General features: G+C 55.2%; 20 protein-coding genes. 19 read left to right on the forward strand and 1 reads right to left on the reverse strand.

Annotated features, from left to right (window positions below):
• Positions 1–124 precede the first annotated feature (124 nt).
• Together DYE26_RS23435 and DYE26_RS23440 are read left to right on the forward strand one after the other, a co-directional pair.
• Positions 125–1,204 (forward strand): methyl-accepting chemotaxis protein, encoded by a 1,080-nt coding sequence (locus tag DYE26_RS23435; RefSeq protein WP_255310176.1) that lies wholly within the window; start codon positions 125–127, stop codon positions 1,202–1,204.
• A gap of 344 nt (positions 1,205–1,548) precedes the next feature.
• Positions 1,549–2,835, forward strand: a complete 1,287-nt coding sequence (locus DYE26_RS23440) for an adenylosuccinate synthase (protein WP_036618274.1) — start codon at positions 1,549–1,551, stop codon at positions 2,833–2,835.
• A 299-nt stretch (positions 2,836–3,134) separates the two neighbouring features.
• On the opposite strand, the gene DYE26_RS23445 is transcribed toward DYE26_RS23440, so the two are convergent.
• Positions 3,135–3,848 (reverse strand): hypothetical protein, encoded by a 714-nt coding sequence (locus tag DYE26_RS23445; RefSeq protein ID WP_036618276.1) that lies wholly within the window; start codon positions 3,846–3,848, stop codon positions 3,135–3,137.
• 392 nt (positions 3,849–4,240) lie between these two features.
• Between DYE26_RS23445 and DYE26_RS23450 the strand changes: the two genes are divergently transcribed.
• From DYE26_RS23450 to DYE26_RS23530, 17 genes are all read left to right on the forward strand, one after another.
• Entirely contained in the window at positions 4,241–5,029 is a 789-nt protein-coding gene (locus tag DYE26_RS23450; protein WP_036618279.1) for a nucleoside-diphosphate kinase, read from the forward strand.
• Between the two features lie 242 nt (positions 5,030–5,271).
• On the forward strand, positions 5,272–6,843 hold the full coding sequence (locus DYE26_RS23455) for a M23 family metallopeptidase (RefSeq protein WP_051985151.1): 1,572 nt from the start codon (positions 5,272–5,274) through the stop codon (positions 6,841–6,843).
• 263 nt (positions 6,844–7,106) lie between these two features.
• The gene (yycF, locus tag DYE26_RS23460) at positions 7,107–7,823 is read left to right on the forward strand and encodes a response regulator YycF (RefSeq protein ID WP_036618281.1); all 717 of its coding nucleotides are present in this window, start codon (positions 7,107–7,109) and stop codon (positions 7,821–7,823) included.
• 3 nt (positions 7,824–7,826) lie between these two features.
• Complete coding sequence (gene walK / locus DYE26_RS23465) at positions 7,827–9,650, forward strand: cell wall metabolism sensor histidine kinase WalK (RefSeq protein WP_036618283.1); 1,824 nt, start codon at positions 7,827–7,829, stop codon at positions 9,648–9,650.
• Positions 9,647–10,942 carry a YycH family regulatory protein gene (locus tag DYE26_RS23470; protein ID WP_036618285.1) on the forward strand — a complete coding sequence of 432 codons (1,296 nt, stop codon included), beginning with the start codon at positions 9,647–9,649 and terminating at the stop codon, positions 10,940–10,942. Before walK ends, DYE26_RS23470 begins: the two co-directional genes overlap by 4 nt.
• Before the next feature lie 51 nt (positions 10,943–10,993).
• Positions 10,994–11,743, forward strand: coding sequence for a two-component system regulatory protein YycI (gene yycI / locus DYE26_RS23475; RefSeq protein WP_036618287.1), 750 nt, complete (start codon positions 10,994–10,996; stop codon positions 11,741–11,743).
• Positions 11,744–11,752: 9 nt separating this feature from the next.
• Positions 11,753–12,559, forward strand: a complete 807-nt coding sequence (locus tag DYE26_RS23480; RefSeq protein ID WP_036618289.1) for an MBL fold metallo-hydrolase — start codon at positions 11,753–11,755, stop codon at positions 12,557–12,559.
• Positions 12,560–12,661: 102 nt separating this feature from the next.
• A complete protein-coding gene (locus DYE26_RS23485; RefSeq protein WP_230876948.1) occupies positions 12,662–13,093 on the forward strand; it encodes an HI0074 family nucleotidyltransferase substrate-binding subunit in 432 nt (143 codons plus the stop codon).
• Positions 13,083–13,370, forward strand: a complete 288-nt coding sequence (locus tag DYE26_RS23490) for a nucleotidyltransferase family protein (protein ID WP_051985153.1) — start codon at positions 13,083–13,085, stop codon at positions 13,368–13,370. The genes DYE26_RS23485 and DYE26_RS23490 overlap by 11 nt, the downstream gene beginning before the upstream one ends.
• A gap of 322 nt (positions 13,371–13,692) precedes the next feature.
• Positions 13,693–15,837, forward strand: coding sequence for an alpha-amylase family glycosyl hydrolase (locus DYE26_RS23495; protein ID WP_036618292.1), 2,145 nt, complete (start codon positions 13,693–13,695; stop codon positions 15,835–15,837).
• A 253-nt stretch (positions 15,838–16,090) separates the two neighbouring features.
• The gene (locus tag DYE26_RS23500; protein WP_036618293.1) at positions 16,091–17,242 is read left to right on the forward strand and encodes a LacI family DNA-binding transcriptional regulator; all 1,152 of its coding nucleotides are present in this window, start codon (positions 16,091–16,093) and stop codon (positions 17,240–17,242) included.
• Between the two features lie 367 nt (positions 17,243–17,609).
• Positions 17,610–18,776 (forward strand): amidohydrolase, encoded by a 1,167-nt coding sequence (locus tag DYE26_RS23505; protein WP_036618295.1) that lies wholly within the window; start codon positions 17,610–17,612, stop codon positions 18,774–18,776.
• Positions 18,773–20,146 (forward strand): MmgE/PrpD family protein, encoded by a 1,374-nt coding sequence (locus DYE26_RS23510; RefSeq protein ID WP_036618297.1) that lies wholly within the window; start codon positions 18,773–18,775, stop codon positions 20,144–20,146. The genes DYE26_RS23505 and DYE26_RS23510 overlap by 4 nt, the downstream gene beginning before the upstream one ends.
• Before the next feature lie 527 nt (positions 20,147–20,673).
• Positions 20,674–22,050: an adenylosuccinate lyase gene (gene purB, locus DYE26_RS23515; protein ID WP_036618299.1), complete on the forward strand. Its 1,377-nt coding sequence runs from the start codon at positions 20,674–20,676 to the stop codon at positions 22,048–22,050.
• 118 nt (positions 22,051–22,168) lie between these two features.
• Positions 22,169–22,690 carry a GNAT family N-acetyltransferase gene (locus DYE26_RS23520; protein ID WP_036618300.1) on the forward strand — a complete coding sequence of 174 codons (522 nt, stop codon included), beginning with the start codon at positions 22,169–22,171 and terminating at the stop codon, positions 22,688–22,690.
• 100 nt (positions 22,691–22,790) lie between these two features.
• Positions 22,791–23,585 carry an amino acid ABC transporter substrate-binding protein gene (locus DYE26_RS23525; RefSeq protein ID WP_036618301.1) on the forward strand — a complete coding sequence of 265 codons (795 nt, stop codon included), beginning with the start codon at positions 22,791–22,793 and terminating at the stop codon, positions 23,583–23,585.
• A gap of 33 nt (positions 23,586–23,618) precedes the next feature.
• On the forward strand, positions 23,619–24,290 hold the full coding sequence (locus tag DYE26_RS23530; protein WP_036618302.1) for an amino acid ABC transporter permease: 672 nt from the start codon (positions 23,619–23,621) through the stop codon (positions 24,288–24,290).
• Positions 24,291–24,300: the final 10 nt, after the last annotated feature.

Here is a 24,300-nt window from a genome sequence, read left to right on the forward strand (position 1 = left end):
TGGCGTTATTGAAGCAAATAGCGCCTGCGGCAACCGTAAGTTTGGGGTTGGCAGCAAACCGTCGAGCAATTTAGCAGGCATTTAACTTGAAGAAAATCAAAACCTGCCATTTCATAAAACGCTGGTGCATGCGACGGAACGGATGGCCACGGGCGATTTGTCCGAGGAAGTCCGGGTTAGAAACGTGGACGAAGTCGGCCGGCTGGCGGACGCCTTCCGCGCGATGAGTGACAGCATGAAGCGGCTGATCGGCCATATTTCGACCTCATCGAAAGAGGTATCGGGCACTAGTTCCCAACTGATGCACGTAACCAAGGAGTCCAGCGAAAGCGCCCAGCAGGTAGCGGTATCGATGAACAACATGAGCGAGGGGATCAACGAGGTGGTGGAATCGATCGCGCATAGCTCCGCGTCGGTCATGGAAATCGAGCGGCAGCTGTCCGGGGTCGTGGCGGATGTGAACGAGATGCAGTCCATCGCCGGGAAGGTCAGCCAGCAGTCGGCGGAAGGGCGGAACATGGTCGATCATACTTTGAGTCAAATGAATACGATTGAAAAGGTAATGCGCCATTCGGTGACGACGGCCGGGCAATTGGAAGAACGGTCTAAGGAAATCGGCGACGTCATCGGCATGATCACCGATATTGCCCAGCAGACCAACTTGCTGGCGCTGAACGCTTCCATCGAAGCGGCGAGGGTCGGCGAAGCGGGCCGGGGCTTTGCCGTGGTCGCAGGCGAGGTGCGCAAGCTTGCCGAGCAGTCGGCCGCCGCCGCGGCGTCGATTACGGAGCTGGTAGCGGGAACGCAGGAGAACAGCCGCTTGGTGATTGAGAGCATCGGTGAAGGCAACCGGGCGATTGAAGAGGGGCAAAAATGGATGGGGCAGACGTACCAGAACTTTCAGGATATTTTCCAGGGCATCGGCGATTTCTCCGCCCGCACCGATCAGCTGCTGAAATCCTTGGTTCTGGTAGAAAATTCCTATCAGAGCATCTCGGCCTCGGTGCAGCAAATCTCCGGCGTGACGCAGGAGCAGGCGGCTTCTTCCGAAGAAGTGGCGGCGAGCGAGCAGCAAAGCGCGGCGATGGGGGAAATCGCTGCGGCGATCCGCCAGCTGTCGGCGTTGTCTGAAGACCTGCAAAAGGCGGTGGCGATCTTTAAACTGCAAGCAGGGTCAAGGTTCAGGAGGGGGATGTCCGCGTGAGTCTATTATTGACATCGGCGGCGGACATCCCTTTTTTGCCGAAAACTTTCGGTTTCGGAGTGCGGCAATCACATTATTTCCGAACAATCATAAAAAGCAGTATGAAAATCGTTCGTTTTTTAATTTGACTTTGAAAATAGAGACTGTTAAACTGGAATTGCTGCGTTAAAGCGGCAGATGAGCTGCGGTCCCGTAGGCGTGTGAGCGCGTTCAAACGGCGGAAGCGGCAGTCAAGTTGGTCAGGTTGTTACAGTCATCGGCCTACGATTTGGGGAAAGTGAATCGAGGCTGCATTTTGGAGTGCTTAAATACAGGTGCCGGACGCACCGGGCGGGGGAATGTACATGTCAACGGTAGTCGTTGTGGGAACGCAATGGGGAGACGAAGGTAAAGGTAAAATCACGGATTTTCTGGCGGAGAGCGCAGATGTGGTGGCCCGTTATCAAGGCGGCAACAACGCCGGTCACACCATACTTATCGACGGCAAGAAGTACAAACTCACCTTGATTCCGTCAGGCATCTTCAATCAAGATAAATTGTGCGTCATCGGGAACGGCGTGGTCATCAATCCGGCCGCTCTGATCGAAGAAATCCAGTACGTGGAAGAGAACGGATTCAGCGCGAAAAACTTGGTCATCAGCGACCGGGCCCACGTTATTTTGCCTTATCACTTGGTGCTGGACGCTTTGGAGGAAGATCGCAAGGGGGAGAACAAGATCGGAACGACCCGGAAGGGAATCGGACCGGCTTATATGGATAAAGCGGCGCGCAGCGGGATTCGGATTGCCGATCTGATGGACCCGGAAGAGTTTGAAGCCAAGCTGCGCCATATCATGAAAGAGAAGAACCAGGTGATTCAGAACGTATACGGAGGGCAGCCGCTCGATGTGGAAGAGGTACTGAAGCAGTACCTGGAGTACGCGGAAATCATTCGTCCTTATGTTGCCGATACGTCGGTTATTTTGAATGATGCGATCGATGCGGGCCGGAAGGTGTTGTTTGAAGGCGCCCAGGGGGTTATGCTCGATATCGATCAGGGCACCTATCCGTTCGTAACGTCTTCGAATCCTTCGGCGGGCGGCGTCTGCAACGGCTCCGGCGTAGGACCGACGAAGATTCATCAGGTTATCGGCGTGGCCAAAGCGTATACAACCCGCGTTGGCGACGGCCCGTTTCCGACGGAGCTGAACGATGAAATCGGCGATTTCATCCGCGAAACCGGGCACGAATACGGCACCGTCACCGGCCGTCCGCGCCGCGTCGGCTGGTTCGACAGTGTGGTGGTTCGCCATACGCGCCGCGTGAGCGGACTCACCGGCTTATCGCTCAACTCGCTGGATGTGCTGACCGGTCTGAAAACGGTGAAGATCTGCACCGGCTACAAATACCGCGGCGAAGTGATCACCCACTATCCGGCCAGCCTCAAGATGCTCGCTGAATGCGAGGCGGTATATGAAGAGATGCCGGGCTGGTCGGAGGATATTTCGGGTGCCAAAACGCTGGAGGATTTGCCGGAAGCGACCCGCAATTACGTGCGTCGCGTCTCCGAGCTGACCGGCGTGCCGATCGCGATTTTCTCGGTGGGCCGCAACCGCAGCCAAACGAACCAGGTGCTGCCGATATACGAATAAGCTGCAAATGTTATCAAGGCCCTGGTAATACAGAATACGCTAAGGTTATGAGCGTTTGAAAAAAAGCGCGAGTGCAGGAGTTGTAAAGCCCTGTTGCTTGCGCTTTTTTTGTTTAGCTTACACTTCTAGCAAAGGATAGACGATAGGGGGCGGGGTGTCTCTCCAAACCACTTTGCATGATCATCCCTTTGCTTCAGGAGGCCAATTCACCTGTTCAAACGGGATAATCGTGCAAAGCCTCCAGATATAGCGAGTCTCGCCCCAGGCCCCGATCTGTTGCTGACTTGACTGTCAAGCACTTAGGTTGAACCTTCAATATACCATCTCAATTCTTTTCGAAAGAAAGGAACCCCTTCAGTATTTTCGTAATCATAAACCATTAAATAGAGTTTGCTAACTTGATTTGCTAACTGAAGTACGAGCTGATCATTTTCTATTTCTTCCATTTTTAAACCACTAACATCGAGATATGCAGGATAAACAGCCGTGGACAAAGCTGAACTTTTGATCAAATAAGTAAAAAACTCGTTTTCAATAACCTCTCTGCCATCACCTTCTATTTCAAAACATCCTAACTGGCGATAATCATTCTGAAATTTTCTGCCTAGAATAAAGTGGCCAATTTCATTGTTAACCAGTTTTTCTTTAATCATTCTTTCAAAAACCTTATAAGCTATATCTTTGGCGTTATTAACTTGGAGACCGCATGGTTGCCCGTATCGGGTCTTTGTTACAGTAACGGAATCAAAAATCATGCTAAACATTAAAGCTTCATCATCCACTTTATTAGTGATAAAGAAGGAGCAATCTTCTATATTGGAGCTTCCTAGCTCTCTTTGATAAAAATAATGCCTAGCCAAGATCCCTTGAATGTTGATCATGTTGATCAGGATTTCTTTTATTTGCTCTTCGTCAGTCGTTGAAATAACAGGCAGTTTACGAACAACGAGCTGACTTGGAGAAAAAAAGGAAGTGTGGTTATCCTTCATTTCGTTAAAGCTGATCTTTTTCATACCCTCACCATTTTCTTAAAAAGTGGAAATAGGTGAACTAACTACTTGGTAGTTAATTCACCTAAATCCTCTCTCTTTTACTTGTGCTTCCTTTACATTAACACGTTATAGGGAGCCATTCAAAAAGTGATGGGATTGAAACCGGAATGGGCTACGACTCAGTTAGGCAAATCAACTGCAAAAGTGCATCTGTTTTGGGGCTATCGGCTAAAAAAGAATCTTTTGAGCGGAAATGAACTGCACTTTTGCATTTCGCCTGGGATTTTGCATTAACTCACTGTCCCTACCCGATATTTACACAAAACTATTCTAAGTCGATGCAGATTGAATCTTTCTTCTGCTGTCCATACTAGAGCTAGATGAGTTGCAAGGATAGAAGGAGGAAATCATTCATGAAATGGATCGGCTGGCTGCTGAAATTATGCGCGACGATCGTGGCGGTAAGCCTGATCAGTGTGGTGACAACGGGCTATGTGGTAAATATGTATATCGGATCACTGCTAAGCAGTTTCAATCTTCCTATGGTGGGTCAGGCGCCAAGTGTGGGCAGTATCGTGAAGGGGATGCTAAGTTTGGGCGGAGGCAACAGCAAGACCGGAGAGAATAATCAAACCGCGGATGCGGATGGGAGTACTGTAGGGGGAGGGCACAGCAGCAGCGGTGGCATTGCGGGCGGCGGAACCGACGGAACCGACGGAACCAATGGAAGCGCCGGGCAAAGCGGGAGCGCCTCCACAGGCGGCAACAGCCCCTCGACAGCCGGCACGTCCACAGGCGGCTCTGGTGACGCGGCCACGGGCGCTAACGGCTCCTCCGGCCAGGCCGGCTCCGGTTCCCCAGGCACGGGGCAGGGAACCGGCGACAACGCCCCGGAAGACGCGCTGCCGGTCATGGGCGGGATGTCCTCCAGCGAGGCCGGACAGGGGGCATCGGATCAGGGCCAGCAGGTCGTGGTGACGCCGGATGATCTGATAGCGAAAAAGGACGAATTGCCGGACAAAGACAAGGAAGAGGTGTTCAAAATCCTCATGTCCAAGCTGCCGCAGGAGGATATGCAGTCGTTGACAGCAGCGCTGGAGGGCGGGTTGACGGAGGAGGAGTTGATCAACATCGAGCAGATTTTATCGAAACATCTGGATAAAACGGAATATGCCAAAGTGATGGAAATCCTCAAAAAATAGAAGTTTAACCTGCGCTGGGCCGGACACGCCAGTGCTTCCGTGCACGCGGGTTGTAACCAAACGAAGGGTAAAAACGTTATTGATATATGGGCCAAGCCCGCGCGCTGCGCGGGTTTTTTGCATGTTGACCCAAAGTTGAAATTCTTTGTCGGACTGTGTTAAAGTAATCATTGGCGGTAAAAAGGTTAAAATTTTGAAACCATTTTTGGTCGAAATGAGTCGATGGAAAAAAGGAGATCAGTATGAGAGGTTTCACGGGGAAACTTTGGCAGCTATGGCGCGGGGAGAAGTCCCGGACGCAGGAAAGTGACGGCCGCCCGGAAAATGATCTGGAGATATCCGAACAGACTGGAGAGGCGGAAGCCACCAAGGCCTTGTCCAATATGCTTAAATCCCGCAAAACCGCTATAACGGCGGCAGCGGTCGTACTGGTTGCCGGATCGATTTACTTGGCGGTCCAGCAATACGTCAAAGCCAATACGGTGTCCTATTACAGGGTTTATATAGGCGGCAAGGAGATTGGCACCATCGCCAGCAAAGCGGAATATGAATCCGTTATCGAACGCAAAAAACAGGAATATAGACAAAAGTATCCCCATGCGGAAATGGCCGTACATACCGAAGGCATTACTTTGAAGCCGGAACAAGCTTATAAAGCGAAGGTGACTTCCGGCGAAACGCTGGACGAGCTGTACAGTATGCTGACCGGATACGCCAAAAGCGTCGAGCTGAAAGTGGACGGAAAAGTCATTGCCATCGTGAAGGATGAGGCGGCGGCGCAGGCGGTCCTGGAACGGGTTAAAGAAAAATACGTTCCGCAAACCGACCGGAAAACGCTGGCTTCCAAAGTGAAGTTGACCGGCGGGGCCAAATCCAAAACTTCCAAAACTTCGCAAGTGAAATCCAAGGGCGCCAGCGTCACGCTGGAGTCGGCCAAAATCACCGAGGAAGTGGCGCGGGGGGCCGTAGAAGCGGACCCGAACAAGGTGCTTACCGTTGACGAGGCGGTGCAAAAAATCGTGCAGGGCAACGAAGAGGCGATTGAGTACGAGGTGCGGGAAGGAGATACGATATCCTCCATCGCCGCCCGGTTTGACGTGAGCCAGGCCGAATTGTTCGCCAATAACCCCGACGTCGAGGAGCGGACGATGCAAATCGGCACGGTGCTGAACGTAAAAGCGCTGCAGCCGGCTTTAACCGTCAGAACGGTGGAGAAGGTGACGGAAGAAATCGTGACCGAACCGCAGCTGATCATCCGCAAAAGCGATAACCTGAAGGCCGGCGAATCCAAGGTCGTCGCGAAAGGGTCGAACGGCCTGAAAACGATGGAATACCGCATCACCAAGGAAAACGGGATCGTCATTGCCGAGCAATGGCTCGGTCAGGACGTGACGAAAAAGGCGACGCCGCGGATCGTGCTGAAGGGAACGAAGGTGGTTGGCGAAGGAACCGGGCAGTTTGCCTTGCCGGTTTCGGGGGCAAACATTTCAAGCAGTTACGGCTCTCGCTGGGGGCGTATGCATAAAGGGGTCGATCTCGTATCCTCGGACCGCGACATCCTTGCGGCGGACGAGGGTGTGGTTTCTTTCACCGGGACGAAAACCGGATACGGCAACGTCATTATTATCGATCATAAAAACGGCTACGAAACGTTATACGGACATCTGAGCAAGATCAGCGTCAAGGAAGGCGAGATCGTGGAGAAAGGCGCGAAGATCGGGGTTATGGGCAGCACGGGCCGTTCCACCGGCACTCATCTGCATTTTGAAATCCATAAAAACGGGGGCGTCCAAAACCCGATGAAATACCTATAACAGAGATCAATAAAAAATCGGTTTAACCGTTCATGCTATCGAACGAAGTGCGAACTTGCTCTCAAAGTAACCGGACCGCGTTTAAGCATGTGCTATCTGCACCATCGATTTAGAAAGGCTGCCTTTCCCAATTAATTTCCGGAAAGGCAGCCTTTCTCACGTGGCAGGCATTAAAGTTTCCCGGATGGCTGATGCCGCCGAGGATATGGTAAGATAGAGGGAGATGGAAGCCATGACCGAGAGTTTGGGGGTGAACCTGTGTCATGCAAGGCAAAATTTTGGTAGTGGACGATGAGAAACCGATTGCGGATATTTTAAAATTCAATTTAGAAAAAGAGGGCTACGAGGTCATTCTCGCTTTCGACGGCATCGAGGCGGTGGAACTGGCGTTTTCCGAGCAGCCGGACCTCATTTTGCTCGATTTGATGCTGCCCGGCAAAGACGGCATGGACGTGTGCCGAGAAGTACGGGCGAAGCTGGAAACGCCGATCATCATGCTGACCGCCAAGGACGGGGAGATCGACAAAGTGCTGGGGCTCGAGCTTGGGGCGGACGACTATGTGACCAAGCCGTTCAGCACGCGTGAGCTGCTGGCCCGGGTCAAGGCGCAGATGCGCAGACGGCAGAAGCCGGCGGTGCAGGACGGGGCCGAAGATACGAAGCAGGGCATCAGCCTGTTCGAACTGTTCATCGACACGGACATGTATACGGTGCATAAGAACGGCGAGCCGCTGGATTTAACCCACCGGGAATTCGAACTGGTGCATTACCTGGTCAAAAACGCCGGCAAAGTCATGACCCGCGAGCATTTGCTGCAGGCGGTGTGGGGGTTCGAATATTTCGGCGACGTGCGCACGGTCGACGTGACGATCCGGCGGCTGCGCGAGAAGATCGAGAAAGACCCGAGCAAGCCGGAGTATATTTTGACGCGGCGCGGGCTCGGTTACATGATGCGGAGCTCTAAGGCGGGTGGATTCTAAGCGATGAATCTGCCCTCCTTTTTTCGCACGATCCAGGCCAAGCTCATCATTATTTACGTACTGCTGATCCTGATCGCGATGCAACTGATCGGGGTCTATTTCGTGAGCGCGATGAAAACCTCGCTGACCAGCAATTTCAGCAAAGATCTGAATGAGCGGGCGGAGCTGATCTCCGTGCTGGCGGCGCAAAACCTGGGCGTGTCCGGGGAGTCGGCGGAGGAATCGCTGGAGAATCTCCGCGTGCTCGTCAACAATCTTTTCAGCATTAACGGGGCGGAGATTCAAGTACTTGACGCCAGCGGCAAGGTGCTCACGACGTCCAAACCATCGCACGCCGATTACGTCGGCACGAAAAACACGCAAACCGTGGTCAGCCGGGCGCTGCAAGGTATCCGGGACAACGAGGAATACATCATCGACGACGACAACGTCCGCAAGAAAGTGGTCGCCAAACCCGTCGTCAGCGGCGGGAAAATCGTCGGCGCGATCTATATCGCGGCTTCCATGACCGAGCTGTACAGCACGATGGAGCGGATTAATAACATCTTTATTTCCGGGATTTTGCTGGCGCTGGGCCTGACGGTGGTATTGTGCGTCATCCTGGCGCATACGATCACGTCGCCGATCAAGGAGCTGACGCGGCGGGCCACGGCGGTGGCGGAAGGGGAGTTCCACCAGAAAATGGCCGTGCTCGGCAACGATGAAATCGGCCAGCTCAGCAAGGCGTTTAACTATATGACGAGCCGGCTGCGCGACGCGCTGGCGCAAAACGAAGAGGAGAAGGAGAAGCTCGCTTCGATTCTGACCAACATGAGCGACGGGGTGATCGCGACCGACGAGACCGGCCGGGTCATTCTGATGAACCGGCGGGCCGGCGAGATGCTGCAGGTCGAAGACGGCCTGGCCCTTGGGACGGACATCATGTCGCTGCTCCATTTGCCGCCGGAGGAGCAGGGCGTACTGGAGCAGGGGGCGATGCATTCGACGATTCTGGAGAACGGCGGACCGGACGGCAACGTGTACCTGATCCGGGTGACGTTTACGCCGATTCACCGGCGGGAGTTCGGGATCATCGGCACGATCGCCGTGCTGCAGGATGTCACGGAGCAGGAGAAGCTGGAGGCCTCCCGGCGGGAATTCGTGGCCAACGTGTCGCACGAGCTGCGCACGCCGCTGACGACGATCAAAAGCTACACGGAGGCCTTGGAGGACGGGGCCCTGCAGGACCCGGAGCTGGGTCCGCGGTTTACCGCCGTCATCCAGAACCAGACGGAGCGGATGATCCGCCTCGTCACCGACCTGCTGCACTTGTCGCGGCTCGATTCCAAGGAAGCGCAGCTGCGCAAGCAGCCGACCAGCGTGATGGAGATGCTGGAGGAGGTGGCCGACCGGTTTTCTTTTCAAATGCAGGAGAAAGAGATCAAGCCGACGCTGTTTATCGCCAGCGATGTGGACACGGCTTGGCTGGATCGGGACCAAATCGACCAGGTGCTGGACAACCTTATTTCGAACGCGATGAAATATACGCCGGAAGGCGGAACGATCGCGCTGGAGGCCCGCAAGAACGAAGACGGGCAGCTCGCCGTCTCGGTGCAGGATAACGGGATCGGCATCCCGAAAAAGGACCTGGACCGGATTTTCGAGCGGTTTTACCGCGTAGATAAGGCGCGTTCGCGGAATATGGGCGGTACGGGCCTCGGCCTGTCGATTGCCCGGGAAATTGTGAAGGCGCACGGAGGGACGATCTCCCTGCAGTCGGAATTCGGCAAAGGCACGAAAGTGACCTTTACGCTGCCGATGGAACCCCAAGGAGGCGAAGCGAGATGAAAGAGAAGGTCAAATCGCTGACCTTGGCCTTGCTGGTGGCGTGCAGCCTGATCCAAAGCTATTTTCTGATTTACCAGCTGCCGGGGAGCAATCCGGTCGTCAAGTCGGGGAGCGACTATATCCGCACGGAAAACATGGGAACCGCCCTGAAAAGCGAGGATATGCTGTATCCGGCGCAGATTGCGGTGCATTTGGGCAAGGAGCGGCATACCGTTTTTTATCCCGATTCGACGTTTTACAACTTGATTTATTCGCGGCTGAAGGTCCGGCAATTTGACGGTTTCCAGCGCCACGCGGTGCAAAACTTCGATTGGCCGGCGATCCGCGGCAAACATGTCGGCATCGAGCTGGAGTTTGGGGACGGCATCCCGGTCGAACTGCTGCAGAAGGTGATGCAGATCGCTCCCGATCCGCTGTTCGATGCGGAAACGGTCAGCCGGCTGCTCATTTACAACACGGGAACCGAGGACCAGGTGCGGGTGTTTTTCTTCAGCTCGCAGGGGGATGTCGTTTATGAGGCGACCAAAGCCGACCTGACGGTGCAGGACGTGCAGCAGCAGGCCGATTTCGGCAAAAATTGGGTGCCGTACTCGCTGACGGCGGACGGCTACTACCTTCCCGAGGAGCCGGTCGAGCTGGTGGAAACGGGCCTGAACATCGGGGTGTATTCGACGGAACAGATGCAGCGCAGCCTCTTTTTCGACCCGAGCATTACCCGGTACATCCGCGAAAAGGACGGTTCGGAAATTTATACGGACAGCAAGCGCAGTCTGCAGGTCAAACAGGACCGGAACTGGATCAACTACACCGATCCGGCGGCCCCTTCGGGAGGCGAAAACAGCCCGAGCAAAAACGTGCTGTCGGCGGTGGATTTCGTCAACCAGCACGGCGGCTGGAACGGCAAATACCGGCTGGAGCAAGCCGACGGGCTGAATGAAGACGAGCCTCGGGTTGTTTTTCAGCAGTATTACGGAGTCGGACAATACGGCGCTTTTCCGATCCTCGACCTGCCTTCGTTCCATTATGGAGCGATTTCCCTGATCATGCGCCAGGGGACGATCACCGCCTACGAACGGTCGCTGATCTACAGCGCGGGCGGCAACTGGGAGAAGAAGGTCGTCGCACTGCCCGGCGGCAAAACGCTGCGGGAGCAGATCGCCAAGCTGCAGACGGGGGCGGACATCGCCCGCCTGTACCCGGCCTATCTGCCGTCCTTGTCCGAGGACGGGCTGCTGCTTGCGCCGACCTGGGTGGCCGAGCTGAGCAACGGGGCGATCCGGATGCTGAGGTAGAGGCGGGGACGCAAATATAGATTTACGACTTTATCGAAGGGGGGATGAATCATGGATTGGGGCCGGGCGAAAAATGTGCTGATTTACGCGTTTTTGCTGCTGAATCTGGTGCTTGGCTATCAGCTGTGGAACGGTGTGCGGGAGCAAAGGGACTCCAATCTGGATATCACCTCCCTGGATAACAACACGCAAAGGATCATGGATGAGAAGCAGGTCCGCGTGCTGGCCAAAATTCCGACGGAGACGCCGGAGCTGGCTAAAATCGCTTACCGCTTCGTGGATGGCGAACAGCAGGGAAAAACCGTGGATTTGCCGGCGCCGGTGGACAGCAAGCTGATTTTTTCGCCGCGCGAGCTGGCCTTGGCGTTAAAAAACACGCTGCCGGATATCGATCAATACCGGTATGACGAGGTGGCGAGCAGCGCGGACGTGTTTGTTCTGCATCCGCTCGTCGACGGCAAGTGGCCGCTGTTTAAAATCGAGATGAAGCTGTTGGGCAGCAATCAGAAGATTGTTTCGTACCAGCGCCAGGCGATCGAAATCAGCCACCCCGGGGAAGAGAAGCCGCAGCGGGTGCTGTCGGCGTCGAAGGCGCTGGGCAATCTGATCGAGAACTTCCTGCCGGAAGGATCGGTTGTGACGGAAATCGAATTGGGTTACTATGGCGAAGTGTTCGATTCCGACGCGCACCTGCCGGCCGCGCCGGCCTGGCGGTTTATGCTGGAGAGCGGCAAAGAGTACTACGTGCAGGGCATCAGCGGGGACGTTATCAGTCCGAACACAGAGAAGACAAAGGAGTAATGGGAGATCATGGGGATACGTTTTTCGGTGCTGTCGAGCGGTTCGACAGGCAATGCAACGCTGGTCGCGAATGGGGAAGTCACGCTGATGATCGACGCGGGCTTCAGCGCGAAGCGGATCGACGAGCTGATGATGGAGCGGGGAGTGACCGGGCAAGAGCTGTCCGGCATTTTGGTTACGCATGAGCATTCCGACCATATCAAAGGCTTGGGCGCGGTAGCCCGGAAGTACAATCTCCCGGTATACGCCAACGAAAAGACGTGGGCCGCCATGGACAAAGCGATCGGGGCGATCCCGGACGATCAGCGCTGTGTGCTGGGCACGGGGGAAACACGCGACTTCGGCTCGCTGCGGGTGGAGTCGTTTGCGATTTCGCATGACGCCGCCGAACCGGTGGGCTACAACTTTTACGACGGCAAAGAGAAGCTGAGCGTGTGCACCGATCTCGGGTATGCCAGCGACAAGGTGAAGGAAGCGATCTGCGACGCCGACGTGCTGGTGCTCGAAGCGAACCACGATATCGAGATGCTGCGCATGGGACGTTACCCGTGGAACATTAAGCGGCGCATCCTTGGCGATCTGGGGCATTTGTCCAACGAAGCGACCGGCGAGCTGATGAGCGAAATTCTGAACGGCCGTCTGAAGCGGGTGTACTTGGCGCATTTGAGCCGCGAGCACAACATGCTCGACCTGGCCAAAATGTCCGTGCGCAGCGCCATGGAGGACCGTGGCTGCTTCTACAAGGACAGCGAGTTCAAGCTGTGCGACACGTATTACGACCGCCCGACGCCCTGGGATGTGCTGAAGGAGCGGTGATTGTTGGCAGTGAAACCGGGCATGATGGTTATTATCTACATTACCTATACGTCATGGCGATCCATTTAATTTATATTGAGAGGGGATTGTGTCGTGGATAGGATGAATGTATTCAGTTCAGGCAAGGACAAGGCTCGTGAACGGGTATTGTTTAAGTTTCGTTTGTTTTATAACGCAGTTGAAACGCTGGAAGACGCCTGTGCGCAACCTTACAATGTGTATATTCGGGATTCGGTTATAAAAAGGTTCGAATATACATATGAAATGGCAAAGGGGCTTCTTCATTCAATTTTTCAAGAACGATTGGCCAATATTCCGCCTTACCCTAAAGATATTTTTCGTGAAGCTCTGTCTAGAGGCTGGATCGAAGATGCCGTTCTATGGGAAGATATAGTATATGATTGTAATACCACTACGCATCAATATTTTGCAGCAAAAGCCGATTCCGTGTATGAACGCATCACCAAAATATATCTGGAGGAATTTAAAAAATTGCGGCAAGTTCTGAAGGAGTATGTGGAAAATGCCCTTTGATATCCCTGATCGGATTCATCGCAGGTTGTTGGAAGTTTGTAAGTCTAGCGGATTATCGAACGTTTATATTTTCGGTTCCAGGGCCAGAGGCGATAGTACAGCAAGTTCGGACATCGATTTGGCGGTAGAACAAGAGCTTCCTCCCCATGTTAAAAGCGCTCTTGATGATGCGGCAGGTTTTCTCAAAATAGATATCGTCGAATTGCCTTTCGTCGACAATGAGTATTTATTGGAGAGTATTAGCAAGGACAAGGTGTTATTTTATCCGGAAAAATAGAAAAACACGGCCTCCCGTACGTCATTGCAAATGACAGGGGGGCCTTTTTAGCTTCTGCGCTAACGGTTAGTAGTGATAACGCTTATTGGGCCTCTATGACGGTGTTTCTTTTTCTACCTGTTGGAAAATTCCAAATTTAGTATTGACTTGTCCTCATCGCGGATGGTATTTTTAGGAAAGAAACCGGTTTCCTTGAATTGTGTAAGCGTTTTATTGTTGCGTCTGCCATTCTGACTCCGGCGGTTGCGCACCCGCCTTATGCAGGTTTAGGCAGGCTCGACTCCCAAAGATCGGCAGAACATTTGAGAGGAGAGGTAGGACAATGAAATCGCGGTACAAACGTTTGACCTCCCTGGCGCTTTCGCTGAGTATGGCGTTGGGGATTTCACTGCCCGCATGGGCATCACCCGATACGAGCGTGGACAACAAGGTCAATTTCAGTACGGACGTCATCTATCAGATTGTGACCGACCGCTTCGCGGACGGGGACAGGACGAACAATCCGGCGGGGGATGCGTTCAGCGGCGACCGATCCAATTTGAAGCTCTATTTCGGGGGAGACTGGCAGGGGATTATCGACAAGATTAACGACGGTTATTTGACCGGCATGGGCGTCACCGCCCTCTGGATATCCCAGCCTGTGGAAAATATCACCTCCGTCATCAAGTATTCCGGCGTTAACAATACGTCTTATCACGGTTACTGGGCGAGGGATTTTAAGCAAACCAACGACGCTTTCGGGGATTTTGCCGATTTTCAAAATCTGATTGATACGGCTCACGCTCATAACATCAAGGTCGTGATCGACTTCGCCCCCAACCACACGTCTCCGGCCGACAGGGACAACCCCGGCTTCGCCGAGAACGGTGCGCTGTATGATAACGGTTCGCTGCTCGGCGCCTACAGCAATGATACGGCCGGCCTTTTCCATCATAACGGGGGGACCGATTTTTCCACGATTGAAGACGGTATTTACAAGAACCTCTACGACCTGGCGGACATCAACCATAACAACAACGCTATGGACGCTTATTTTAAAAGCGCTATCGACCTTTGGCTCGGCATGGGTGTGGACGGGATTCGTTTTGACGCGGTGAAGCATATGCCTTTCGGCTGGCAAAAAAGCTTCGTTTCCTCGATTTACGGCGGCGATCATCCGGTATTTACGTTCGGGGAATGGTATCTTGGCGCGGATCAAACCGACGGAGACAACATTAAATTCGCCAACGAAAGCGGGATGAACCTGCTGGACTTTGAATACGCGCAGGAAGTGCGCGAAGTGTTCCGGGACAAAACGGAAACGATGAAGGATCTCTATGAGGTGCTGGCCAGCACGGAGTCGCAATACGACTACATCAACAATATGGTGACCTTCATCGACAACCATGATATGGACCGGTTCCAGGTTGCCGGTTCCGGTACGCGGGCGACCGAGCAAGCGTTGGCGCTGACGCTGACTTCCCGCGGCGTGCCAGCCATCTACTACGGCACGGAGCAGTACATGACCGGCGATGGCGACCCCAACAACCGGGCGATGATGACCTCGTTTAATACCGGGACGACGGCTTATAAAGTGATTCAGGCATTGGCGCCGCTGCGTAAATCCAATCCGGCCATCGCTTATGGGACGACGACAGAGCGCTGGGTTAACAACGATGTGTTGATTATTGAACGCAAATTCGGCAGCAGCGCCGCTTTGGTGGCGATTAATCGAAACTCGTCCGCCGCTTATCCGATTTCGGGTCTGTTGAGTTCGCTGCCGGCGGGCACTTATTCGGATGTATTGAACGGACTCTTAAACGGCAACTCCATTACCGTGGGCAGCGGCGGCGCCGTCACCAACTTTACGCTGGCGGCCGGCGGCACGGCGGTATGGCAGTACACAGCGCCGGAAACGTCGCCGGCGATCGGCAATGTGGGTCCCACCATGGGCCAGCCGGGGAATATAGTGACGATTGACGGCCGCGGCTTTGGCGGCACGGCGGGCACGGTTTATTTCGGGACGACGGCGGTGACCGGCTCCGGCATCGTAAGCTGGGAGGACACGCAGATTAAGGCGGTCATACCGAAGGTCGCGGCGGGCAAAACGGGCGTATCGGTCAAAACGTCGTCCGGCACCGCCAGCAATACATTCAAAAGCTTCAATGTACTGACGGGGGATCAGGTCACGGTGCGTTTCCTGGTCAATCAAGCCAATACCAATTACGGAACAAATGTTTATCTTGTCGGCAACGCCGCCGAGCTCGGCTCCTGGGACCCGAACAAAGCGATTGGGCCGATGTACAATCAGGTGATCGCCAAGTACCCGTCCTGGTATTACGATGTCAGCGTGCCGGCGGGGACAAAGCTGGATTTTAAATTTATTAAAAAGGGCGGCGGTACGGTGACTTGGGAAGGCGGGGGCAACCATACGTACACGACGCCGGCCAGCGGCGTAGGGACGGTGACGGTGGACTGGCAAAATTAAGCGGCTAAGCGGCCGGCCTGAACGAGAGGCATCCGGCAAAAAACTGCGGCGGCCGGCAGTTAAAGTCGACGTGCAAACGTGCCGGGGAGGATTGTGAAATACAGGTGCGGGATCTCTGCTGCCGGAGGGCAAGCGGAGATCCCGCGTTTTCTTTGTATGCGCTTAAATTTCCAGCTTTTGTGAAGGACGAAAAACCGATATAATTGTTGATGGGGTTATAAATGATTGTCTATTTTGAAGAGGGTCCAATACGATGAAGGTGACGATTAACGACATTGCCAAGGCTGCGAATGTAGCCAAATCAACGGTGTCGAAAGTGCTGAACGACGCGCCGAGCATTTCGGAAGCGACCAAGGCCAAGGTTAGGGCCGTCATGCGCGAGATGAATTATGAACCAAGCAGTTTGGCCACGCGATTAGCGAAACAAAAAGGCTATAATGTCGGACTGGTTATCGATCTGTCGCGCAAAAGCGATTTTTTGAACGCTTCTTTCTACGATATTATCGGAGGCGTGGAGAGCGTCATTGGGCCGCTTGACTACGAACTGACGATCGGCAATATCGAACATGTCGGAAGAGAGCGGTTTGTCAGCCGTTTTGTGCTGGGGCGCAAAGTGGACGGGCTGATTATGGACAATTCCATCCTGACTCCGGAACTGGCCCGGGAACTGAACGAGTTGAACTTTCCTTATATTTCGATCGGCGAAATCCCCGGGGTGGCCCCGCTGTGCTGGGTCGATATCAATAACCGTCGCGGGGCCGCAATGCTGGCCAGCCATTTGTTTACCCGGGGATACCGCAATCCCGCCTTTATTGGCGGGGAGCGGGGCGATCCGATGTTTGAAGCGAGGGTGGCGGGGTTCCGCGACGCGCTTGCCGCGGTGGAGAGCGCAAGAGACAGGGCGAACAAACCTGGATTCAAGCCGCGAGAACGGGCGGCCGCAGCAGGAGCCCTGCGGGAAGAAGAGATCAAAGCGGCGGCCCGGCAAAAGGAAAAGGCGGCGGAAGCAGGCCCTTTCATGGCGTCCGGCACTGTGCTGCCCGGCTATGCCAACGAAGCCAACGGGCGCAGGCTGGTGCGCGAACTGCTTGCCCTGCCAAGCGTTCCCGACGCGATCATCTGCATGAGCAATTTGGTCGCTTTCGGGGCCTTGGAGGAGCTGCGCGAGCAAGGGGTGTCCATCCCGGACGAGATGGGCGTCGCCACTTTTGACAACAGGCCGCTCGCCCCCTTCACCACTCCGCCGCTTACCTGCCTGGACATGGACACTTTTGCGCTGGGAGCCGCGGCCGGCGAAATGCTGATGGCGCAGATCAACGGGTTGGAGACGGCGCCGTCCGGCAGGCGCCGATGGGTGGAACCCGAGCTTGTAGTGCGGCGCTCCACGGAAAAGAAAGCGACTTGATCTGTACGCAGGTTGACAGCATGTAATTAGGCGGATTATAATTTTTAATTAATCTCAAAACGGACTATTCCGATATACTATTTGAAACCAGTTTGGCAAGAGTGAGGCAGATCGCAGGTAGTGGGGTGGACAAAAGAGTCGCTCTTTGGGCTGGTTCTTTTGTGTTTTAGCGCGGCAATGTGGTAGGTGCAAGGACGTTAGCGTCTCATGATTGAAGGGGTCACGCCCGGCTATACTATTCGGAAGGCGAGCCGCGGCGGCCGGGAGGGACAATCCCGGCCCATTATTCATTTTGGGCGGCTTTTGCTCTTCCGGCCGAAAGCTTCCGGCTGGCCCATTGTTATTAATTGCAAAAGGAGATGTGCATATGACTACGATATCGAACTTCTTCAACGAAGAAGCTGCATCGCTTCAGCCGAAGCTTGTCGAAATGCGTCGGGAGCTGCACCGGCATCCCGAGCTTTCTAATGAAGAATACGAGACGACGAAGCGGATTCGCTCCTGGCTTACGGAACTGGGCATTCATCAGCTCGATTTGAAGTTGCCGACCGGCGTGCTGGCCGAGGTGAAGGGGGCGCATCCGGGACCGACGATTATGCTGCGGGCCGATATCGACGCGCTGCCGGTCAAGGAGGAAACGGGACTGCCGTTCGCTTCGACCGTTACCGGGAAAATGCACGCCTGCGGCCACGATTTTCATACGGCTTCGATGATCGGAGCGGCGGCGCTGCTTAAGGAACGGGCCGGCGAGCTGCATGGCACGGTGCGCATTTTGTTCCAGCCGGCGGAAGAACTGGCGGTCGGCGCCCGCGCGGTAATCGAAGCGGGAGCTTTGGAGGGCGTGACGGCGATTTTCGGCATGCACAACAAGCCTGACCTGCCCGTCGGCACGGTTGGCATTCGGACCGGCCCGTTGATGGCGTCGGTGGATCGCTTCGAAATCGAAGTCAAAGGCAAGGGAGGCCATGCGGGGATGCCGGAAGCGGCGATCGATCCGGTGGTGGTCAGCAGCGCCATTGTGGGCGCGCTTCAAACCTTGGTGAGCCGCAATGCCTCTCCGAAGCATTCCGCCGTGGTCAGCGTATGCAAGCTGCAAGCCGGATCGACCTGGAACGTGATCCCGGACACGGGAGTACTTGAAGGTACGGTGAGAACGTTTGAGCCGGAAGCGCGTATAAGAATTCCCGACCAGATGAAACGGGTTGTCGAAGGCGTGGCCGCCGGATACGGGGCCGAGGCGGTATTGAACTGGATGGGAATGCTGCCCGCGGTAAATAATGAGGCTAACATGGCGGAAATCATGCATGCGGCGGCGGAAGCGCAGGGGCTCCAAGTGGTGGAAGCGGAGCCGACGATGGGCGGCGAGGATTTCGCCCTGTACCAGGAGCATGTGCCGGGTTGTTTTATATGGATGGGGACCGGCGGGACGGAACAATGGCACCATCCGAAGTTTACTTTGAAGGAAGAAGCGCTGGGGATTAGCGCGGCCTTGTTCGCGGAAACGGCCGTACAGGCGCTGAAGGCGCTTGGATGAGTACGGGGAGGACGCTTACCCGGCAGCTAGCGGAGCGGATCGCCGGCTCCGAACCGCTGAAGGATACGCGGGCCGTGGAGGCCGCCCGCGCCGGAGTGCTGGACTGGCTGGCGTCGACGCTGGCCGCTAGGGACGATGCGGGAGCGGCTGGCATCATCGCGGCGCTTGGGATTGGTGCGGGCGGGACAGGCAACGGCCGCTCGTCCGTGCCGGGAAGGCCGGAACGGCTTGCGGCGCTTGATGCCGCGCTGGTTAATGGCTATTTAAGCCATGCGCTCGATTACGACGATGTCCACGAAAGCGTCCGGGGCCACCCGAGCGCCGTGATTTTGTCCGCGCTGCTGGCGGAAGCGGAAGAGCGGGACGCGGCCGGCTCCGAATTCCTGGCGGCCTATATCGTTGGCGTTGAGGCGATGTGCAGGCTCGGGCTGGCGCTTGGTCCCAAGCCCTACGAGGCCGGCTGGCACAGCACCGCCATTCTCGGCGCGCTGGGGGCCGCCGCTGCGTGCGCCCGGCTTATAGGGCTTGACGCCGCCACGACGGCCCAAGCGCTTGGACTTGCGGCCACGCAAGCCGGCGGGCTAAGAGTGCATTTCGGCACGCAGGTTAAGCCGCTGCACGCGGGTCTGGCCGCCCGCTCGGGCTTGCTGGCGGCGCGGCTTGCGGAGGCGGGAATCGCCGGGGCGGAGGAGCCGCTGGAGGGGCCGCTCGGCTTCTTTGCGGCCCTCGGCGGGGGCGCGGCGAAGCCGGAGAAGATGACGGAAGGCTGGGGCGAGCCGTGGCAAATCGCCGAACCCGGTCTATGGTTCAAACGGTATCCGTGCTGCTCGGCGTCTCATCATGCCGCGGATGCCGCGCTGGCGATCCGTGCCGCCCGCAGGGCGGCGGACATCACGGCCATCGACCGGGTGACCGTCACTTTTCCGCCCGGGGGAGATGCGGCCCTCATCGTCCGCGAACCGAAAACGGGCGTGGAGGGGCGCTTCAGCGTCGAATACGTGATTGCGGCGGCGCTGGCGGACGGGGAGCTTGGCATCGGCACGTTTGCCGACGAGCCGATCCGCCCCGATTTGCTGGCGCTGGCCGCCAAGGTAGAGCGGCGTTACGACGCCGCTGTTGTTCCTGCGCCAAACGCGATGCCCAAGGAGCGGTTTACGATCGTCAGCGTCGCGTACGCCGATGGATCGACGCATACGGAGCGGGTGGATTGCCCGCGTGGTGCGCCCGGGCGGCCGCTGACTGCGGAGGAGCGAATGGACAAGTATGTGGACGCCGCGCGCGGCCTTTCCGCCGCTTGGCAGGAGCTGCCCGGCAAGGTCGGGCGGCTGGAGCAGCTAACCGATATGCACGTATTGATTCCCAATACCTAGTAGACGATTCTGGAAATAACGTTAGCATAATGGTAAATGAAGACTTGAGAAAACGGCAAAATGAGTCTATTGAAGATCTCGGGTGACAACATAAAGGAAAAAAAGGGCGCTATTTCAGCGCTATCCCCCATGTTGAGTGAAATAGAAGAATTTTATGGCGCTATTTTCACGATTTAGTGGCGAAAGGCCGCCTTTCGACCTGTTCATCGAAAAATAAGACCCTAAAGTTCCCCTATGGTGATGAATAGGCTCAAATTCGAAAAATAATACCCTAAAGTTCCTCTATTTTTATGGGGGACGATACTGAGCATAAGACTAATATAGAACAAAGTGGTTCATGGTCCCTGTCCGCAGATAAACCATATTATTTCCGGATCATTCTACTAGATGTAGTTCAAAAAGCCATTGAAAAAACGCACTTCGAAAGCATACGCTTCGGTGCTGAAAAGCCGACTTTTTGAATTCGCATTTTGAGCACACACTTTTGAACTCGCTTTTTGAACTTGCACACATAGGAGGTACACATCATGCCGTCACATGTTATCGATATGATTATGCTGCAAAACAATTTTGGAACCGCGGAAATGCGCCAGGTCTGGTCGGACGAGAACCGGCTGCAGAAGCACCTGGACGTGGAAGCGGCTCTGGCGCTTGCGGAAGCGGAACTTGCGCTCATCCCGGCCGAATCGGCGGCCGTCATTGCCGACAAGGCGAAGGTAGAGCTTATGAATATAGAGGAAATCGCGCAGGAAGTGCTGAAGGTTAAGCATTCTCTGATGCCGACGCTGAAGGCGCTGCAAAACCTGTGCGGCCCGGAGCACGGGGAATGGATTCACTATGGCGCGACCACGCAGGACATTGTCGACACCGGGATGATGCTGCAGCTTAAGGAAGCTCACCGGATTATCGTTCGCGATCTGCGCGCGGTCGCCCGCGAGCTGGCGCGGCTGGCGCGCAAGCATCGGGAAACTCCGATGGCAGGGCGTTCCCACGGCATGCAGGGCCTGCCGACCACGTTCGGCTTTAAAATCGCCGTGCTGCTGGACGAGACGGTCCGCCATCTGGACCGGCTTCGCGAAGCGGAAGCCCGGGTATTCACCGGCGTGATGGGCGGCGGTGTTGGCACTTACGCCTCCTTCGGTCCGCACGGGCCGGAGGTGGAGCGGCTGACAATGGAGCGGCTTGGCCTGCAAGCGCCGAATATTAGCTGGCACTCGTCCCGGGACCGTTCGGCGGAATACGCCGGCCTGCTCGGCATGATCAGCGGAACGCTCGGCAAAATGGGCAACGAATTTTACAATTTGATGCGCACCGAGATAGACGAGGTGGAAGAACCGTTTACATCCGGCAAAATCGGCTCCTCGACGATGCCGCATAAACGGAACCCGGCGGCGCTGGAAGGGATCGCCAGCCTCACCAAGCCGATCCGTTACAATGCCGCGCTCGTGCAGGAGTCGATGATCGTCGAGCACGAGCGGGACGCAATGTCCTGGCGCGGGGAATGGATCGCGCTGCCGGAAAGCTGCATTTATTTAGCGGCCCAGCTGGCGTCCACGAAAGCGGTTCTGGCCGGACTGGTCGTCAAGCCCGACCATATGCTGCGCAATTTGAACAAACTCGGTGGACTGTTGCTTTCCGAGCGCGTTATGTTTGCGCTGGCGAAGCCGATGGGCAAGCAGACCGCGCATGAGGTCGTTTATGAGCTGTGTATGAAGAGCGTCGAGGAGGAGATTCCTTTCCGCGATATTTTGATGGCTGACACTCGCATCCGGCAAGCGGTCGCCGTGGAAGAGCTGGAGCGGTTGATGGACCCATCGACGTATTTGGGTTCGGCTCCGCAAACGGTAGACCGGGTGCTGGCCGCCGCCGAGGCGAGCGGGTGGCTGCGGGAAGAACAAGCGTAAATACGGGGACAGCGGCACAGAACATCTACATTAACGTTCCCCGATAGAACCCGTTAGCCTGGCACCTGTGGCCGGGCGGCGTTCATCGGCATTGAACGGCAGGAGGACGGAAAACGACATGACTAATTTTCGTATGGCAACCTTGAACGACGCGCCTGATTTGCTCGATTTATCACTGCGCGCTTATGAACCGATCCGCCAGCTCGGCATTAACTTTGCCGCCGCCACGGCCGACCTCGCCCTGGTGGAAAAAAATATCCGGGAAAACCTCTGTTTCGTGATGGAGGAGGACGGAAAAATCGTGTCCACGATTTCGGCCAGAATGCCGTGGGGACCGTCGCCGGGACCGTTCGGGGTGCCGCACCTGTGGTGGTTTGCCAGCGAACCGGATGCAGGACGGAAAGGGATTGGCCGGGAAATGATCTCCTGGTGCGAGGAAACGATCGTTCGCGATACCTTGAAATCTCCGGCCGTTTCGCTGGGAACAGCAGACAAGCATCCTTGGCTTATCGACATGTACAAGCGGCGCGGGTACGAAATTGAAGGCTCCGCGGATCTGGGAAAAGGCCATATTACGATTTACATGAAAAAAATCCTCATTTCGGGTATGCTAAAGCAAGACGGCGAAAAACGACATTAAGTTGACTAGTCTGATAGGAATATATATAATGAAACTCATTAAATTGTCGAATTTGTCGATATAAGTGAATAACATCATGAATGAGGGGGAAAACACAAAAATGAAGAAAAGATATCTATTTACCTTAATCTCTATACTTTTAATCGGCTTGCTCGCTACCGCTTGCTCCGGTTCAAATTCCGGGGCGACAGACGGGAAGAAAGTGCTTCGCGTCGGGGCGACAGGACAATCTTTTCCCAACAGCTATAAAGAAGGGGACAAGCTAGTCGGTTTCGACGTGGAAGTCATTGAGAAAGCAGCCGCCGACCTCGGTTACACCGTCGAGTGGACCAATTCGGATTTCAGCGGTTTGTTAGGACAATTGGAGACCGGCAAAATCGATACGATCGCTAATGCGGTTGCGGTGACGGACGAGCGGAAGGCCAAATACGATTTCACGGCTCCGTATTCCTACGCCGGGGTGACGATTGTTACGCATAAAGACAACACGAATATCAACACGTTGGACGACCTGAAAGGCAAAACCGTAGCCGGCGTATTCGGTTCGCAAAACGTGAAAAACCTGGAGAAATTCGATACGAAAGGCGAGATCAAAGTCCGGACGTACGAAACTCGCGACGGCGCGCAAAACGATGTGCTGAACAAGCGTGTGGACGGCTATGTGAATTCTAAGTCGTCCCTGCTGGCCGAAATCAAAAAGCAGGACTTGCCGTTGAAGTTTGTCGGTGAACCGTTCCATTACGAGGATGTTGCGTTCCCGTTTGTCAAGAATGAAAAAAATGCCGCTTTGATCGAGCAAATCAACACCGAGATTCAAAAATTGAGAGACGACGGTACGCTAAAACAGATTTCTGATAAATACTTCGGAGAAGATATTACGGTAAAACCGGAGTAATGGCTCTGGTGACTGGAGAGCAGGCGATTCGATATGAATTTTGATCCTTCTTATATTCTAGTGGCGATGGCGGGTGCGATGAAGTACATCCCGATTGCCTTGCTTATGGCCGTTGTAGCGATGGTTATCGCCGTGGTGGTCGGGCTAGTGCTGGCTTTCCTGCGGAACAGCTCCAACCGGGGGCTAAGGGGGCTGGCCAGCGTATATATTTCGTTTTTTCGCTCCATCCCGATGCTGGTACAGTTGTTCCTGATCTACTACGGATTGCCGCAGTTGTTTCCCTTTTTTACGAAAATGGATGCGGTCACCGCAGCGATTATCGGGCTCGGGATCAAGCAGGCCGCTTTCCTTGCGGAAATCTTTCGCGCCGCGCTTCTGTCGGTGGACAAAGGGCAGATGGAGGCTTGTTTAACCGGAGGAATGACGAAGGCGCAGGCGTACTGGCGCATCATCTTGCCCCAGGCGGCGCGCAATGCCCTTCCGGGTACAGGCAACGTTTTTATCTCGCTGCTCAAAGAAACCTCGCTTGCCTTCACTTTGGGGGTTGTGGAAATCTTTGCGGAAGCGAAAATGCAAGCGGCGGAATCGTTCCGGTTCTTTGAGGCTTACTTGGCCGTGGCCTTGATTTACTGGGCGATGATTATCGTGTACACTTATTTGCAGCAGCTGCTGGAAAAATACTTGGAGCGTCCATACCGGACGTAAAGGTTGAATG

Source organism: Paenibacillus macerans (assembly GCF_900454495.1).
Taxonomy (GTDB): Bacteria; Bacillota; Bacilli; order Paenibacillales; family Paenibacillaceae; genus Fontibacillus; species Fontibacillus macerans.